Origin of the sequence: Pantoea sp. AG1095, assembly GCF_003208415.1 — a bacterium.
GTDB lineage: Bacteria > Pseudomonadota > Gammaproteobacteria > Enterobacterales > Enterobacteriaceae > Pantoea > Pantoea leporis.
Window position 1 is genome coordinate 821060 of the sequence record NZ_QKMJ01000001.1, and the last position, 15830, is coordinate 836889.

Below are 15830 nucleotides of genomic sequence, written 5' to 3' on the forward strand. Positions count from 1 at the left end.
TGATCCTACCGACCAACCGTTGCAGACGTCTCAATTGTTCATTTAAGTCACCACAGACGACGTAATGCATGTCAGTTAAACCAGTGACGAGTACGCAGGCCGGTGCCACTTTTGGTCCTGCGGTCCTCGCGCCGCTATCGCGGTACCTTCACTTCGCTCGTCTGCCTGACGGACCGGCGTAGACGGGACATCCTTGTCCCGACTCCGCTTTTCGCCCGCGTCCTGCGGGCTCTCCTGGCTTCCTCGCTTCGTTCAGCGCTGCGGATTGCCGGCCCAAAAGTGGCCCCGGCCTGCTTAAACTTCAGTGCGTGTTGTTGAAAAGGGCTCATAGGTTAGAGGCGCTGACGCAGCAGATGTGTCAGAGCCCGCAACAGGTTTAAAGCAAAATGCTTTCTTATCAGTAAGGATTACGCCATAAATGGCGACCCTACGCTAAAACCCCGTTATCCTGCCGGCTCGCATCCACCAGCATCTGCGTATACGCCACCTGCGCGCGGTTATGCACCAGCGCATCGACATCCAGCGTCTCCAGCACTTTGCCATGTTGCATCACCGCCACGCGATGGCACAGATGCGCCACCACGCCGAGATCGTGCGTCACCATCAGGTAGGTCAGCTTCTCCTGCTGCTGCAGATCACTAAGCAGATTGAGGATCTCCGCTTGCACCGAGACATCCAGCGCCGAGGTCGGTTCATCCAGTAGCAATACGCGCGGTTCGAGAATCAGCGCGCGGGCGATGGCAACGCGCTGGCGCTGACCGCCAGAAAGTTGGTGCGGATAGCGGGTTTGCCACGCGCGATTGAGGCCAACTTTCTCCAGCATGGCGATAACGCGCTGCTGACGCTGGCCGATGCCGTGAATCTGCAGCGGCTCCTCGAGAATATCGCCGATGGTGTGGCGTGGATGCAGCGATCCGTACGGATCCTGAAACACCATCTGCACGCTGCGGCAGCGCTCGCGCGCGATGCGATGCGCCAGCGGCACGCCATCAATCGCCAGCTCGCCGTGCCAGTGGGTGAACAGCCCGGCGAGGCACTTCAGCACCGTGGTTTTGCCCGATCCGGATTCGCCAACCAGGCCAAAGATTTCACCCTGATGAATCGACAAATTGACGTCGAACAGCACCTGATTACGTCGCTCCTCCTCACCAAAACTGAGGTTGAGATTACTCACGCGGATCATCTCGTTCATCATTGCTCCTTAGGGTTGCAGCCAGCTGGCCTGACGTTGCAGCACCGGCAGACGCGCTCGACGCTGATCCATATCGGGCAGTGCAGCGAGGAGGCCTTGCGTATAGGGATGCTGCGCCTGATCGAGTTCGCTGGCCGCCAGCGACTCCACCACGCGCCCGGCATACATCACCAGCACGCGGTCACAGAAACGCCGCACCAGATTGATGTCGTGACTGATAAAAATCAGCCCCAGACCACGCTGTTTCACCAAATCATCCAGCAGCGCCAGCACCTGCAAACGCACCGAAACATCCAGCGCCGAAGTGGGTTCGTCGGCAATCAGCAGCTCGGGATCGGTAATCAGCATCATGGCGATCATCACGCGCTGGCCCTGACCACCGGAAATTTCGTGCGGATAACATTGATAGATGCGGCCCGGATCGCGCACCTGCACCACGTCGAGCATCTCCATCGCCCGCTGCCGCGCAACCTCGCGCTGGCCGGGATGATGACTGCGCCAGGCTTCAGCAATCTGCTCACCCACGCGCACCACCGGATTCAGCGAGTATTTCGGATCCTGCATAATCATGGAGATGCGCTTGCCGCGAATGGCGCGCATCTGCGCCGGCGTGGCACGCAGCAGGTCCACGTCATCAAACTGCATGCGCTGTGCCGTGACCTGCGCGCTGCGTGGATGCAGCTGTAACAGCGCGCGGCCAACGGTGGATTTGCCGGAACCGGATTCACCCACAATCGCCAGTTTCTCCTTGCCCAACTGGAAGGAGATGCCGCGCACGGCGGGCGTCACCAGCCGGCCATTGACGAAATTGACCTGTAAATCCTGCACGTCGAGCAACGGTGCAGCGCTATTCGCTGCGGGGATCGAGGATGTCACGTAAGCCATCTCCTAAGAAGTTGAACGCTAAGCTGTTGATCAGAATCGCCAGACCTGGCACCGTCACCACCCACCAACACTCCAGCATGTATGTGCGGCCGCTGGCGATCATCGCGCCCCATTCCGGATCCGGCGGCTGCGCGCCCAAACCGAGAAAACCGAGTCCGGCAGCGGTGAGAATGATGCCCGCCATATTCATGGTGATGCGGATAATCACCGAAGGCAGGCACAGCGGCACAATGTGTTTCCACAAAATGCGCAGTGACGAGGCGCCCTGTAAGCGCACCGCGGAGACAAAATCGGCCTGACGCAGCGACAGCGCTTCGGCGCGCGCCAGTCGGGCAATCGGCGGCCAGGCGGTAAGGGTAATGGCGATCACCACATGTTCCAGCCCTGGACCGAGCGCGGCGACAAACGCCAGCGCCAGCACCAGGCTAGGAAAGGAGATGAAGATGTCAGTGACGCGCATCAACACGCTATCCACTTTGCCGCCGAAGTAACCGGCGGTGACGCCGAGCAGCAAGCCCAGCGGACCCACGGTGATCGACACCAGCAGCACGATATACAGCGTGATGCGCGCGCCCCACACCAGACGGCTGAAGATGTCGCGGCCAAACTCATCGGTGCCAAACCAGTGCTGCGCGTTGGGCGGCGTCAGCGCGTTGTTGAGATCCTGAATCAGCGGATGGTAGGGCGCGATCCAGGGTGCGAACAGCGCCACCACCAGCAGCAGTAAAATGATGCCGCCGCCAATCGCGGTTAGCGGGTTGCGCGCCATTTGCCCGAGAAAATGGCCGATGCGCGCGCCGGTGCGGCGACAGCGCGCCAGCCGTTCGCGCGTCTGGCTGGCTAACGGCGTATCGAGAGAAATCGTCATACTTTGGTCCTCGGATCGAACACCTGATAGAGCAGGTCAGAGAGAAGATTGAGCAGCACGAATATCAGGCCGACCACCAGCACGCAGCCCATCACCGCATTCATATCGCCGAGCATCAAACTGCCGGTGAGATAGGACCCAAAACCGGGCCATGAGAACACGGTTTCAATCAGCACCGCGCCTTCCAGCAGCGAGCCGTACGCCAGCGCCACCACCGTGAGCAGCTGCACCAGAATATTGCGGAACGCGTGCTGCCAAATCACCTGCCATTCGCTGAGTCCTTTCACCCGCGCCGTCAAAATGAACTCCTGCGACAGTTGCGCCAGCATAAAGCTGCGCGTCATGCGGCTGATGTAAGCCAGCGAGTGAAAGCCGAGCAGGGACGCAGGCAGAATCAGATGATTGAGCGCATTGCTGAACACCGTGAAGTCGCCCACCAGCAAGGCATCGATCAGCAGAAAACCGGTGCGACGCGGCACAATGCCATCGAGACTGAAATCCACACGGCCCGCGCCGCCGACCCAGCCGAGATGGGCATAAAACAGCAGCAGACCCACCATGCCCACCCAGAAAATCGGCGTGGAGTAACCCGCCAGGCTGATGATGCGCACCAGATAGTCAATCACGCTGTTGCGGCGTGCGGCGGCCCACACGCCCAGCGGGACGCCGAGGCCGGTACCAATCACAATCGCCAGCGTCGCCAGTTCCACCGTGGCCGGGAAGACGCGCAGGATATCGTTGATCACCGGCTGCCCGGTCAGTAGCGCCAGCCCAAGGTTGCCGTGCAGCAGGCCTTGCAAATAGATACCAAACTGCACCCACAGCGGTTTATCGAAGCCGAGTTGGTGATAAACCTGCTGATAGGTGTTGTGATCGGCATCCGGCCCGACAATCGCTAGCACCGGATCGAGCGGCATCACACGACCAATAAAGAAGGTCAGCAACAGCAGGCCAAACAGCGTGATCGCCACCTGAACGGTGCGGCTACGCAGGCGCCGCCAGTGGCTTTTTGTCAGCTTCATTGCGCACCTCCCGCCAGGCTGTCTGGCGTTTTCCATACGTCACGCAGGAAAGTGGTGGCCGATGGATGCGGCACGTAATCCTGCACCCGATTGTTCACCACCACCGAATCGGTCATTTGCGAGATCGGCATTAGCGCTGGAATCAGCTGGTCGTAGCGCTGCTGGATAGCGAAGTAATCCTGCTGCTGCTGTTTTACATCGCGCTCCAGCAGCGCTTTATCGATCATGCTGTTCAGCTGCGCGTCATAAAAACCGGTGCGCCAGCCCTGAAAATTGGTGAGGCGCGCGCTGTCGGCGTTATTGGGGTTGTACACCAGCGCGCGCAGGCTGGAGTGCGGATGCGGCTCCACGCCGCTGCCGCCGCGCCCGACCAGCAGATTGAACTGACGATCGCGCATCGCACCGTAAATCTGGTTACCGGTGCCGGTGATGATTTTGGCGCGAATGCCGCCCTGCATCAGCGTGGACTGAATCGCAATCGCGACATTGAGGAACGGCTGATCGGCCAGCACGCGCAGCGTGGTATCAAACCCGTTGGGATAACCGGCGGCGGCCAGCAAGGCTTTGGCGCGCGGCACATCCAGCTTGTAGCCAGGATCGGGCAGCGTTGCCGGCATGCCGGCTTGAATTGGCCGCTGATGCAGCGTGCCGTAACCGGCCATCAGCGTTTTGTTAATCCCCTGATAATCCACCAGATAACGCAGCGCTTCGCGTACCTGCGGATGGGCGAAGTGATCGTCCTTCATGCTCATCGCCAGGTAATAAATCGTGCCTTTTGGTACCGCGTCGATGGTGAGATCGGGATCGTGGCGCAGCGCTTTTACATCGGGGATCGCCATGTTGCTGGCAACATCGAGATCGCCTTTCTCCATCATCAGACGCAAGGTTTGCGACTCCTGCAGATGACGGAACACCACACGCGTCAGCTTCGGCGCACCGCGCCAGTAGTGGGCATCGCGGCTGATGCGCAGCACATCTTTGGCCTGCCACACATCCAGGCGGAACGGTCCGGAACCCGCTTCGTGGGTGGTGAGCCAGCGATTGCCCCAGTCGTTATTCACCGCCTGCGCCTGCACGGTTTTGCTGTCGAGTACCACCATGCTGCCGAGCGCCGCCAGCGAATAGAGCACCAGCTTGGGATCGTTAGGCTTGGGCAGGCGAATCACTACCGTGCGCGCATCCGGCGCGCTGATCATCTGATCCACGTTCTCTTTGCTGAAGCCGTAAGATTTCCATACCGAGGCCTGCGCCAGATTCAGGTGCAGCACGCGGCGCATCGACCAGATCACATCGGCGCTGCTCAGCGGATTGCCGGAGTGGAAGGTGACATTGTCACGCAGATGAAAGGTGAGTTGACGATTGTCGGGGCTGATCTCCCAGCGCTCCGCCAGCGCCGGGCGCACGTTGGTGAGCTGTTGCGGATCTAACTCGACTAAACCGTCATAGAGATTGACGACAATGCCGACCACTTCGTTGCCGGTCATGGCGGCGGGGTCGAGCGTGAGCAGGTTATTCATGTTCATGCCCACAATCAGCTGGTCGTCTGGCGTGGCCGCCAGCAACGATGGGCTACAGGTGAGCAGCAGCAGCGCGGCGCACCACGCTCTGCAGGGGTTCATCAGGTTCATAAGCAAAGTCCAGCAGGTCAGAGGTTTATCGTTTTTATGCCGTACTGCTTGTGTTGGGCGCTTACCAGCGATTTAGCGTGTGTGTCTCAATCCACGCGAAATTGATGTCCTCCCCAAGTCCGGGACGCGTTGGCAGATGGACAAAACCCTCTGCGTCCATGGGATCGACCAGCGCGTTGAGATAGGCCGGCGGCTGTTCGTAATCGAGGAACGGATGCAGCAGACCGCGTTCGTACCAGCGGCAGTTGCGGATAGCGCCGACCACCGCGATGCTGGCGGCACCGTTACCGTGTACTTCGCAATCCATACCAAAGGCTTCGGCCAGGCTGGCGACCTTCATGGTGGCGGAGATGCCGCCGACGCCGTTAGCGCCAGCGCGTAGAATGTCGCAGGCACCAGCGCGCACCCAATCGGCGCGGCTGTGGTGTTTGCCGCCGAGACTTTCCGGGCCGAGCACGTCAATGCTGAGGTTTTCCGCCAGCCACGCGTATGACGCCATGCTTTCCTCTTCCATCGGCTCTTCGAACCAGGCGAAATTGAGTTTTTCCAGCGCTTTGCCAATGGTGAGCGCCTCGCTGCGGCTGTACCAGTGATAGCCGTCGAGCATCAGGGCGATGTCCGGGCCGACCGCTTCGCGCACCGCAGCGCAGGCTTTGATGTCCATTTGGGTGCTGGGCGCGAACGACACCGGCGGCATCCAGGTGTGCAGTTTGATGGCCTGATAACCGCGCGCGACCAGTTTTTCGGCAAACTGCGCGTATTCATCGGGCGTGGATAAACCGCCTTCCAGCTCATCGCCGCACATGGTGCTGCCGTAAGCGGGGATTTTCTCGCGATAACCGCCAAGCAGCTTATGCACCGGCTGCTTGAGTTTGCGGCCAATCAAATCCCACAGCGCCTGTTCCACCGCCGATAACGCGCGTTCGGTGAGCTGATGGGCGCTACCGCGCTGCCAGTGCACCAGATCCTGCCACAGACGCTCGCGGTCAAAGGCATTTTGCCCAATCAGCACTTTGCGGAAGAAGGCGTTCACCACGTGCGGACGAATCACTTCGGCGGGAGCAAACGCGTAGCCGCAATCGCCATCTTCGCTGGTGATCGTTAGCAGCGCCATTTGGGCATCGGTCTCTGCACCGGGATGCGAATGTCCGGCGCTGTCAGAGACGCGTCGCGTGGGGTAGCTAAACATGGTGACATCAATGGCACTGATCTTCACGGTAACTCCTCCTTCAACTCAGTGGCTTGCCCAAACTGGGCATTAACATAAAAAATAAAACGCCGTTTCATTTTGTAATTTAGCGTTCACATTTTGTTTACGCATTAGCCAAAGCGCGGGATAGCGTGGCGATTAATTGGGCATTTGCCCGGTGTGCTGTGAGGTTTTTCACGAATGACGGGCGTTTTGTGAGCGAATGCACAGCGGGAAAAAGCGCGGGGAATGTAAAAAAATGTGTATCCAGGGCTTTTCATTTCCTGTCTGCCAGGTAATAGTGACGCCGCGAAATTTAAATAATAATCATTATCATTCTAGGTGTATTAAATGAAATCATGGCTGATAGCACTGGGATTACTGGCGGTGACGGGTCACGCTGCGGCGAAAACCATTACCGATGTGGCTGGACGACAGGTCGAGGTCAAGGAGGAGTCTAAACGCATCATTCTCGGCGAAGGGCGTCAGATGTACTTGCTGGCGGCGTTTGATACCGCTGCGCCGTTCCAGCGCGTGGTGGGCTGGCGTGACGATTTCCATAAAGCTGACTACGACGGCTATCTGGCGTATGAAAAGAAATATCCGCAGATCAAAAAGCTGCCGACCTTTGGTGGCGCGAAAGATGGCACCTTTAACGTCGAACAGGCGCTGACGCTGAAGCCCGATTTGGTGCTGATGAACCTCGAATCCAAAGCCGCGACCGATGAAGGCAAGCTGATCGAGAAGTTACAAGCGGTGGGCGTGCCGGTGGTGTTTATCGACTTCCGCGAGAAGCCGATGGAGCATGCTGAGCAAAGCATCCGCATTATGGGCGAGTTGGTGAACAATCCGCAGCGCGCCGAAGAGATTGTGGCGTTCCGCCGTGCGCAAATCGAAAAGGTAACCGATCGCCTGAAAAACTTTAACGGCACGCGCCCGAAAGTGATGATTGATCGTGCTGGCGGCTACAGCGACGAGTGCTGCATGTCGTTTGGTAACGAGAACTTTGGTCAGATGGTAGAACTGGCGGGCGGCAGCAACATCGCCAAAGGGTTGATTCCAGGCACGTTCGGCACACTCAATCCCGAGCAGATCATCGCCAGCCGTCCCGATGTGGTGGTGGTGACAGGCGCGAACTGGAAAAACTACAACACCGTGGGTAAATGGGTTGGCGTGGGGCCCGGTGCGGATGTGAAAGAAGCGACGGCGCGTTTACGCCTGCTAATGATGCGTGATGCCTTCAAAACACTGCCGGTGGCGCACAACGGTAACGCGCATGCCATCTGGCATCAGTTCTACGACAGCCCGTATCAGTTTGTCGCGATTCAGGCGCTGGCGAAGTGGCTGCATCCTGAACTGTTTGCCGATCTCGATCCGGACGCCACGTTCCGTGAGTTCCACGAAAAGTTTCTGCCTTTGCCGTATCAACCGGGTTATTGGGTAAGCCTGCCGGCAGATAAGTCTTAAGTTAGAGTGTGTTAGATAAGTGTTAAACGTTACTGTTTATCTTTACTAATATTTCACAGGTGGCTGCACGTTGTTTTATAAAAGCGAAACGCGTGCACCATCTGACAATAATACGGTAAGGGAGAGAGTAATGTTTCATACCTCAGGAAGATCGGTGTTCGGTGTGACGTTGTATACGCTGCTGGAACCGTTGCCGCTGGGCTTTTTTGTCGCCGCCTGGTTTTTCGATATCCTCTATTTGCAAACCTTCGTCATCATGTGGACCAAATCCGCCAGTTGGCTGATCACTATCGGTCTGGTGCTGGCCATCCTGCCACGTTTAATCAGTTTGGTTTATTTATTCCGTGGCGCGCGGCCGACCGAGAAAACCCATTTCTGGCTGTCGCTGCTGGCGATCGTGCTGGCGGTGGTGAACGCCTTTATTCACAGTCGCGATGCTTACGCGGTGGTGCCACTGGGCATCACGCTGTCGACGCTGGTGGTGGCGCTGCTGCTGATCGCTAACGTGCAGCTGGTGTTGCGCGAACGTCGCACGCAAGGAGGTCGCGTATGAAACACTTACTCAGTGCGATAGCCATCGCGATGCTGCTCAGCGCCTGTGACGACGGGGCGCTGATCGATCCTCAAAAGCAAATCGGTGCGAATCCTGAACTGCCGCAGGCGCAGAACTTCTTTATGCCGCCGATGCAGGTGCCGGAAGGCACGCCGTGGAAAGCAGGTGAAATGCCGAAAGTGGCAGACGGGTTAAAGATCGAAAAGATCGCCGACAATCTGCAGCATCCGCGTCAGGTGCTGGTGCTGCCGAACAATGATGTGCTGGTGGCGGAATCCAATGGCACACCGAAACCGACCACCGCACCGAAGCAGCTGATTATGGGCATTGTGCAGAAAGCGTCTGGCAAGGGCGGCGAGGGCGGTAATCGCATTACCTTGCTGCGTAATGTTAACGGCAAATGGGAGCAACATCGCTTTATCGATAACCTGACGGCGCCGTTTGGTATGCAGCTGGTAGGCAACACGCTGTATGTGGCGAACGCCGATAGCCTGGTGAAATTCCCGTATGAAACCGGGCAAACCGAGATCCGCACCCCACCGGTGGAAGTGACCGAGCTGCCGGGCGGGCCAATTAATCATCACTGGACCAAATCGCTGCTCGCCAGCCCCGACGGCAGCAAGCTGTACGTTGGCGTAGGTTCGAACAGTAACGTGACGGAAAACGGCATTGGCGAGGAGTATCGCCGTGCGGCGGTGCTGGAAGTGGATGCGGCCAGCGGTGCCAGCCGGATTTATGCCAGCGGCCTGCGCAATCCCACCGGATTGCAGTGGGAGCCGCAGAGCGGCAAGCTGTGGGCGATTGTGAATGAACGCGACGAGATCGGTTCTGATTTAGTGCCGGATTACATGACGTCGGTGCAGGACAAAGGCTTTTACGGCTGGCCGTACAGCTATTATGGCCAGCACGTGGATGAGCGCGCGCAGCCGCAGAGGCCGGATCTGGTAGAGAAGGCGATTAAACCGGATTACGCCCTGAGTTCGCACGTCGCACCACTCGGTCTGTTGTTCTACGGCGCGGATAATATGCCGCAGTATCGCGGCGGGGCGTTTATCAGCGAACACGGCAGCTGGAACCGTACGCCGCTCAACGGCTATCAGGTGGTGTGGGTGAAATTCGAGAATGGGAAACCGGTGGGACAACCACAGCCGGTGGTGACTGGTTTCCTCACCGACGATCAGAAGCAGGTGCGCGGCTTGCCGGTTGGTTTAGCCACCGATCGGCAGGGCGGCGTATTAATTGCCGATGATGCGGGAAATACCATTTGGCGTATCAGTTCCGCCAGATAATTAATCGCAGGTAATAAAAAAGGATTTGGCATTAAGCCAAATCCTTTTTTTTATGTTCGCTAAACGGCTGGTAACCGCGCCGCGAACGGGGTGCTCAGCACTCCTCACAACAGCGATAATAAAATGTGCGGCGAGATATTTCAAGTTTTGCCATAATACTGTATGGTTATACAGGTGTTGAGTGACGAGCGAAGCCTCATTGTTTTTCTGATGACTCCAGGGGCGCGGATAGTTAAATCCCGGCAGGTTTCAGGTGGTGCTGGCCTGTGGCTTTTACAATGAGAGCCGCTCAGCACTCCTCACAATTGTGCTTAGGCGGTCGGCGGGTGGAGTCAAAGCCCCGGCAGCTGAAAGGCGCGCTCCTCTCAGAGGAGAAGGAAAGTGATGGAACTTGTTCGATTGCTGCTGGACATCGTCCGCATCATTCTTCAAATCATCGTTGCCCTTTTGCAACTGACCGGTCAGGCACACTGACTGGAACTTGAGACAAGGCGGAGCTCACCCCTCCGCCTTTTTTCGCGTGGATCAAAATCCGCTGCGCTAAAAACGCGACTATCCTCACCTCATTCTGTAATGCGAGGAAGTGCATCATGGCAATCACGTTCGGGCCGATTACCGCGCCGATGACGTTTAGCGACGTTGAACCGGTTTTTCTCACCGATGATACGCTTGTGCAGCGCAAGAACGCGCTGCTGGCGGGCATGCAGCGCGAGGGTTTTGACTGGCTGGTGATCTATGCCGACAAGGAACACGGCGGCAATTTCGAATATCTGAGCGGATTTATCCCGCGTTTTGAAGAGGGATTGCTGCTACTGAATCACTCCGGAGCTTGCACGCTGGTGCTGGGCAACGAAAACCTGAAAATGGCGCGCTTTTCACGCACAGCGGCCGCGCTGCTGCACACGCCGTACTTCTCGCTTCCCAATCAGCCCATGGACAATGAAGTGCCGCTGGAAAGCCTCTTCAAAGATGCTGGCTTAACGAACGGCCATAAAGTCGGGCTGGTGGGCTGGAAGATGTTTACGCCCGCCGCCGGCAATGGGCGTGCGATGTTTGATCTGCCGTACTTTATTGTCGATGCCATTCAGCGCACGCTCAGCGATGACGGCATGTTAGAAAATGCCATCCACTTGTTTATTGGCGATAACGGCGCGCGCACCACCTGCAATGCCAATGAAATCGCCCATTACGAATATGGCGCAAACCTCTCGTCAAAGTGCATGCTGGACGCGCTGAATGCCATCGAGGTGGGCGTGCGTGAAACAGAATTGGGCGCGTTACTGCACGCCGAAGGGCAATGCAACACGGTGGTGACTATCGCCGCCACCGGCAACCGTTTCGACAAAGCGAACCTCTATCCCACCGACAAAAAAGTGCAGCGCGGCGATCCGCTCTCGCTAACCACCGCCTTCAAAGGCGGACTCTCCAGCCGCAGCGGCTTCGTCATTGCCGATCAAAGTGAGCTGCCGCCAGGCCAGCAAGATTATCTGGAGCGCATCGCCAAACCCTATTTCTCAGCCGTGGTGGCCTGGCTGGAAAACATTCGCTGCGGCATGAGCGGTGGTGCGCTGTACCAGCTTATCGAGCAGGTTTTGCCGAAGGCCCGTTTTGGCTGGCACCTCAATCCGGGACATCTGGTGGCGGACGAAGAGTGGATGTCGTCGCCGATTTATCATCAGTCCACCGAATTGCTTAAGAGCGGCATGATGCTGCAAATTGACATCATCCCGTCGGTGCCGGGCTACAACGGTGCCAGCGCCGAAGAGTGCGTGGTGCTGGCCGATGCGGCGCTGCAAAGCGACATCCGTACTGATTATCCGGCGCTGTGGCAGCGCATCGAAACCCGCCGCCGTTATCTGCGGGAAACCATCGGCATTCAGCTCAGCGATGAAATTTTGCCGCTGTCGAATAGCGTGGCGTATTTAAGGCCGTTCTTTTTAGCAAAGGATCAGGCGTTAAGCGTGGTGAGTTGATGTCGTGAGGTCGCCCTGAATGGCGTAATGCCGATCAGTCAAGCGCCGTACCGAATCAGCGCACCTTCCGTAGCGGCGCGATTTAGCACGCAATGAATTGCGCCGCTTCAATGTGTGCTCTCGGTAATTAGCCTTACAAGGTAAGTCGTTAACGCACATTAGTTTGGCGGATTATGGGTGGCGTACAGCGGCCAGGATTCAAACAGATAACCATCGAAATCAATATCATCAACGTCTGAGAACTCCAGCAGCCGCTGTTTCACATTTTCAAGGTGTTGCCACATCGCCAGCTTGGCGGCGCGCGCGTCTTTTTTGATCAGCGTCGCGAGGATTTTTTTGTGATCGTCGAGCCACTGTTTGCGGTAATCGTTGTTGACCAGATGGCGATGCAGTTGGCTCCACATCACGTTATCTTCGCGCCACTGCCAGGATTGCTTAAACAGCTCAACCAGCATGCTGTTATGGGTGGCTTCGGCAATCGCCAGATGGAAATTGCGATCGCCGTTTTCACTTTGGTTGACCGAACCCGACGCCAGCTCTTTCTCTTCCAGCTCCAGCGCCTGGCGCATCTTCATAATGTCTTCACGCGTCGCCTGCAGCGCGGCGAACTCGGCAATATTGCTCTCCAGCAGCTGACGCGCCTGCAACATCTCGAACGGTCCGGCATCGTTGCTGGCTTTGTGAAGCGAAACAGGTTGCTGCGGCGAATCGTGAATCACATAGATGCCCGCACCGCGACGTACCTCAATTAATCCTTCCAGCTCCAGCATAATCAGCGCTTCACGCACCAGCGTACGCGTCACATTCAATAGCGCGGCGAGTTCGCGCTCCGGCGGCAGCCGTTCGCCCACCGCATACTGCTTCTGCGTGATCATCTGGCGGAGCATTTCCCCGACTTCCTGATAAGGGCGCTGTGCTGAAGTTTGAGTTTTCATCGTGCTCTTTTCTGTGTGTTAAAGGATTCACAATCTCTGATACAGCCTCACTCAGAGACGCGCACTATAGCATAGCGAATAAGAATCGGCCTGGTCACGGCGCGCAGTGACCAGGCCACCATCACTGGGCTTTCAGCGCGAAATAGCGTTCGGCATTGTTAAAGCAGATGTCGCGCAGCATGTTGCCGAGCATCGGCTCATCGTGCGGCACAATGCCGTCTTTTACCCACTGCGCCAGCAGATTGCACAGAATACGGCGGAAGTATTCGTGGCGCGTGTAGGAGAGGAAGCTGCGTGAATCGGTCAGCATACCGACAAACTGGCTGAGCAAGCCGATTTGCGACAGTTGCTCCAGTTGACGCAGCATGCCGTCGCGCTGATCGTTGAACCACCAGCCAGAACCGAACTGCACCTTGCCGGCAACGCCCGCGCCCTGGAAGTTGCCCGCCATAGTAGCCAGCACTTCGTTATCGCGCGGATTGAGGCAATAGAGAATGGTTTTCGGCAGCTGATCGTTGAGGTCCATCGCATCCAGCAGGCGCGCTAGCGGCCAGGCAATATTGTTATCGCCAATCGAATCAAACCCGCTGTCTGGCCCGAGCTGGCGGAACATGCGTGTGCTGTTATTACGGATCGCGCCGATGTGCAGCTGCATTACCCAGCCGCGTCGCGCATATTCGCTGCCAAGCCATACCAACACTGCGCTGCTGAACTGGGCGATTTCCAATTCATCCAGCGCATCGCCACGGCGACGTTTCGCCAAAATCGTATCGAGCACGCGGTCGTCCGGCACCGGCGCAAAGCGCAGGGTTTCAATACCGTGGTCTGAGGCGCGACAACCGTGGGCGGAGAAGTGGTCAAGGCGTCGTAACAGCGCGCGGCGTAGCGCCTCGAAGCTGTCGATGGCGACATCGGCGGCGGCTTCCAGACGAGCAAGATAGTCGACAAAACCCTCCAGCTCGATTTTGAAGACCTTGTCCGGACGCCAGCTCGGCGCAACGTCAATATCAAAACTGCGGTCATCGGCGATTTGGCGGTGATAGTGCAGTGAATCAACCGGATCGTCGGTGGTGCCGACCATGCGCACCTTCATCTGGCGCATGATGCCGCGCGCGGAAAATTCCGGCGTCGCCAGCTGTTCGGCGCAGCGCTGCCAGATCGCAGGCGCGGTGTCCGGGCCAAGCAGCGTATCGGTGATGCCAAACGGGCGCCGCAGTTCAAGGTGCGTCCAGTGATAGAGCGGGTTACCGAGGGTTTTTGGCACCGTTTGCGCCCAGGCGAGATACTTATCGTAGTCGCTGGTGCTCTTGCCGGTAATCAACGACTCATCGACGCCCGCGGCACGCAGCGCGCGCCATTTGTAGTGATCGCCTTCCAGCCAGATTTGGCCGAGGTTGTCGAAGCGACGATCTTCAGCAATCTCCTGCGGATTGAGGTGACAGTGATAATCGTAGATTGGCATATCCGCAGCGAAGTCGTGGTACAAGCGCCGTGCGACGTCGCTCTGCAGCAGAAAATCTTCATCCATAAAGCGCATTAGTGGGCTTCCTGAGCAAAATAGGCGCGGTGGATCGCCAATTCGACGCCGCGAATTTCCGCCAATCCTTTCAGGCGACCAATCGCCGAGTAGCCGGGATTGGTTTTCTTCTTCAGGTCATCCAGCATCTGGTGGCCGTGGTCGGGACGCATCGGAATCAAATCCGGCTGTCCTGCGGCTTTGCGGCGCTGCTCCTCTTCGGCAATCGCCTTGATTACCGCAAACATATCGACATCGCCACCCAAATGCGCGGCTTCGTGGAAGCTGTTGGGGTTCGCTTCCCGTTTGGTGGAGCGCAGATGCGCGAAGTAGATGCGTGGGCCGAAGCGCTTGACCATGCCGGCTAAATCATTCTCTGCCAGCACGCCGTACGAGCCGGTACACATGGTGAAACCGTTGGCGGGGCTGCTGACGGTATCGATCATCCATTGCAGATCGTCGGCGTTGGAAACGATGCGCGGTAAGCCGAGAATTGGGCGTGGCGGATCGTCCGGATGTACCGCCATGCGTACGCCCACTTCTTCCGCAACCGCGACAATGGCGCGCAGGAAGGTGGCAAAATTCTCACGCAGCTCGGCCTTACCGATACCTTCATAACGCGCCAGCTGGGCGCGGAATTGATCCAGCGTGTAGCCTTCCTCCGCACCCGGCAAACCGGCGATGATGTTGCGCATCAGGCGGTTACGGTGCTCTTCACTCATCGTTGCAAAGCGTTTATCAGCCTCGGCGATCTCTTGCGCACTGTAATCCTGCTCCGCGCCGGGACGCTGCAGAATGTGCAGTTCAAACACCGCGAACTCAATCTGATCAAAACGCAGGGCTTTCGCGCCATCCGGCAGCAGATATTCGAGATCGGTGCGCGTCCAGTCGAGGATCGGCATGAAGTTGTAGCACACGGTTTTAATGCCGCACTGCGCCAGGTTGCGTAGCGACTGCTGATAGTTGCTGATCCAGTGCTGGCAGCGGCCGCTGCCGGTTTTAATTTCTTCATGAATCGGCACGCTCTCCACCACCGACCACACCAAACCGGCGGCTTCCACCAGCGCCTTGCGCTGCATGATTTCGTCGACTGACCACACTTCGCCATTAGGGATGTGGTGCAGTGCGGTGACGATGCCGGTTGCGCCCGCCTGGCGCGCATCGGACAGAGAGACAGGATCGTTGGGGCCGTACCAGCGCCAGGTCTGCTTCATGTTGTTACCTCACTCACTATTGGTTGACCAATATTCTTTATTAGCGCGCTACATCAGATAATAACTACGCGATTCCGGATTAAAACTCTGCTCTTTACG

At 57.6% G+C, this 15830-nt stretch carries 13 protein-coding genes; 4 read left to right on the top strand and 9 right to left on the bottom strand.

What is annotated here, in order from left to right; genetic code table 11:
* Nucleotides 1-427: 427 nt before the first annotated feature.
* The 6 genes from DEU53_RS03995 to DEU53_RS04020 all read right to left on the bottom strand — a co-directional run bounded on the left by DEU53_RS03995 (nucleotide 428) and on the right by DEU53_RS04020 (nucleotide 6784).
* Nucleotides 428-1183: an ABC transporter ATP-binding protein gene (locus DEU53_RS03995; protein ID WP_110866442.1), complete on the bottom strand. Its 756-nt coding sequence runs from the start codon at nucleotides 1181-1183 to the stop codon at nucleotides 428-430.
* 18 nt (nucleotides 1184-1201) lie between these two features.
* Nucleotides 1202-2068, bottom strand: coding sequence for an ABC transporter ATP-binding protein (locus DEU53_RS04000; RefSeq protein ID WP_110866443.1), 867 nt, complete (start codon nucleotides 2066-2068; stop codon nucleotides 1202-1204).
* Nucleotides 2040-2945 carry an ABC transporter permease gene (locus tag DEU53_RS04005; RefSeq protein ID WP_101764467.1) on the bottom strand — a complete coding sequence of 302 codons (906 nt, stop codon included), beginning with the start codon at nucleotides 2943-2945 and terminating at the stop codon, nucleotides 2040-2042. Before DEU53_RS04005 ends, DEU53_RS04000 begins: the two co-directional genes overlap by 29 nt.
* Nucleotides 2942-3967 carry an ABC transporter permease gene (locus DEU53_RS04010; protein ID WP_101764466.1) on the bottom strand — a complete coding sequence of 342 codons (1026 nt, stop codon included), beginning with the start codon at nucleotides 3965-3967 and terminating at the stop codon, nucleotides 2942-2944. The genes DEU53_RS04005 and DEU53_RS04010 overlap by 4 nt, the downstream gene beginning before the upstream one ends.
* Nucleotides 3964-5595, bottom strand: coding sequence for an ABC transporter substrate-binding protein (locus DEU53_RS04015; RefSeq protein WP_110866096.1), 1632 nt, complete (start codon nucleotides 5593-5595; stop codon nucleotides 3964-3966). Before DEU53_RS04015 ends, DEU53_RS04010 begins: the two co-directional genes overlap by 4 nt.
* Before the next feature lie 61 nt (nucleotides 5596-5656).
* Nucleotides 5657-6784: a mandelate racemase family protein gene (locus tag DEU53_RS04020; protein WP_225614405.1), complete on the bottom strand. Its 1128-nt coding sequence runs from the start codon at nucleotides 6782-6784 to the stop codon at nucleotides 5657-5659.
* 351 nt (nucleotides 6785-7135) lie between these two features.
* Here DEU53_RS04020 and DEU53_RS04025 point away from each other — a divergent pair, with 351 nt between their 5' ends.
* From DEU53_RS04025 to DEU53_RS04045, 4 genes are all read left to right on the top strand, one after another.
* Complete coding sequence (locus tag DEU53_RS04025) at nucleotides 7136-8251, top strand: ABC transporter substrate-binding protein (RefSeq protein WP_110866098.1); 1116 nt, start codon at nucleotides 7136-7138, stop codon at nucleotides 8249-8251.
* A 130-nt stretch (nucleotides 8252-8381) separates the two neighbouring features.
* Complete coding sequence (locus tag DEU53_RS04030) at nucleotides 8382-8804, top strand: DUF2231 domain-containing protein (protein WP_101764462.1); 423 nt, start codon at nucleotides 8382-8384, stop codon at nucleotides 8802-8804.
* Nucleotides 8801-10093 carry a sorbosone dehydrogenase family protein gene (locus tag DEU53_RS04035; RefSeq protein ID WP_110866099.1) on the top strand — a complete coding sequence of 431 codons (1293 nt, stop codon included), beginning with the start codon at nucleotides 8801-8803 and terminating at the stop codon, nucleotides 10091-10093. The genes DEU53_RS04030 and DEU53_RS04035 overlap by 4 nt, the downstream gene beginning before the upstream one ends.
* A gap of 590 nt (nucleotides 10094-10683) precedes the next feature.
* On the top strand, nucleotides 10684-12066 hold the full coding sequence (locus tag DEU53_RS04045) for a Xaa-Pro peptidase family protein (protein WP_110866100.1): 1383 nt from the start codon (nucleotides 10684-10686) through the stop codon (nucleotides 12064-12066).
* Nucleotides 12067-12224: 158 nt separating this feature from the next.
* On the opposite strand, the gene uxuR is transcribed toward DEU53_RS04045, so the two are convergent.
* The 3 genes from uxuR to uxuA all read right to left on the bottom strand — a co-directional run bounded on the left by uxuR (nucleotide 12225) and on the right by uxuA (nucleotide 15731).
* Nucleotides 12225-13001, bottom strand: a complete 777-nt coding sequence (gene uxuR, locus DEU53_RS04050; protein WP_110866101.1) for a Uxu operon transcriptional regulator — start codon at nucleotides 12999-13001, stop codon at nucleotides 12225-12227.
* Between the two features lie 121 nt (nucleotides 13002-13122).
* Nucleotides 13123-14538: a glucuronate isomerase gene (gene uxaC / locus DEU53_RS04055; protein ID WP_110866102.1), complete on the bottom strand. Its 1416-nt coding sequence runs from the start codon at nucleotides 14536-14538 to the stop codon at nucleotides 13123-13125.
* Nucleotides 14538-15731 (bottom strand): mannonate dehydratase, encoded by a 1194-nt coding sequence (gene uxuA / locus DEU53_RS04060; protein WP_110866103.1) that lies wholly within the window; start codon nucleotides 15729-15731, stop codon nucleotides 14538-14540. Before uxuA ends, uxaC begins: the two co-directional genes overlap by 1 nt.
* Nucleotides 15732-15830: the final 99 nt, after the last annotated feature.

Excerpts from the sequence above, each read along its gene's own strand:
- DEU53_RS03995 (WP_110866442.1), bottom strand. The coding sequence starts at position 1,183 with ATGATCCGCGTGAGTAATCTCAACCTCAGTTTTGGTGAGGAGGAGCGA.
- DEU53_RS04005 (WP_101764467.1), bottom strand. The coding sequence starts at position 2,945 with ATGACGATTTCTCTCGATACGCCGTTAGCCAGCCAGACGCGCGAACGG.
- DEU53_RS04010 (WP_101764466.1), bottom strand. The coding sequence starts at position 3,967 with ATGAAGCTGACAAAAAGCCACTGGCGGCGCCTGCGTAGCCGCACCGTT.
- DEU53_RS04015 (WP_110866096.1), bottom strand. The coding sequence starts at position 5,595 with ATGAACCTGATGAACCCCTGCAGAGCGTGGTGCGCCGCGCTGCTGCTG.
- DEU53_RS04020 (WP_225614405.1), bottom strand. The coding sequence starts at position 6,784 with ATGTTTAGCTACCCCACGCGACGCGTCTCTGACAGCGCCGGACATTCG.
- DEU53_RS04025 (WP_110866098.1), top strand. The coding sequence starts at position 7,136 with ATGAAATCATGGCTGATAGCACTGGGATTACTGGCGGTGACGGGTCAC.
- DEU53_RS04030 (WP_101764462.1), top strand. The coding sequence starts at position 8,382 with ATGTTTCATACCTCAGGAAGATCGGTGTTCGGTGTGACGTTGTATACG.
- DEU53_RS04035 (WP_110866099.1), top strand. The coding sequence starts at position 8,801 with ATGAAACACTTACTCAGTGCGATAGCCATCGCGATGCTGCTCAGCGCC.
- DEU53_RS04045 (WP_110866100.1), top strand. The coding sequence starts at position 10,684 with ATGGCAATCACGTTCGGGCCGATTACCGCGCCGATGACGTTTAGCGAC.
- uxuR (WP_110866101.1), bottom strand. The coding sequence starts at position 13,001 with ATGAAAACTCAAACTTCAGCACAGCGCCCTTATCAGGAAGTCGGGGAA.
- uxaC (WP_110866102.1), bottom strand. The coding sequence starts at position 14,538 with ATGCGCTTTATGGATGAAGATTTTCTGCTGCAGAGCGACGTCGCACGG.
- uxuA (WP_110866103.1), bottom strand. The coding sequence starts at position 15,731 with ATGAAGCAGACCTGGCGCTGGTACGGCCCCAACGATCCTGTCTCTCTG.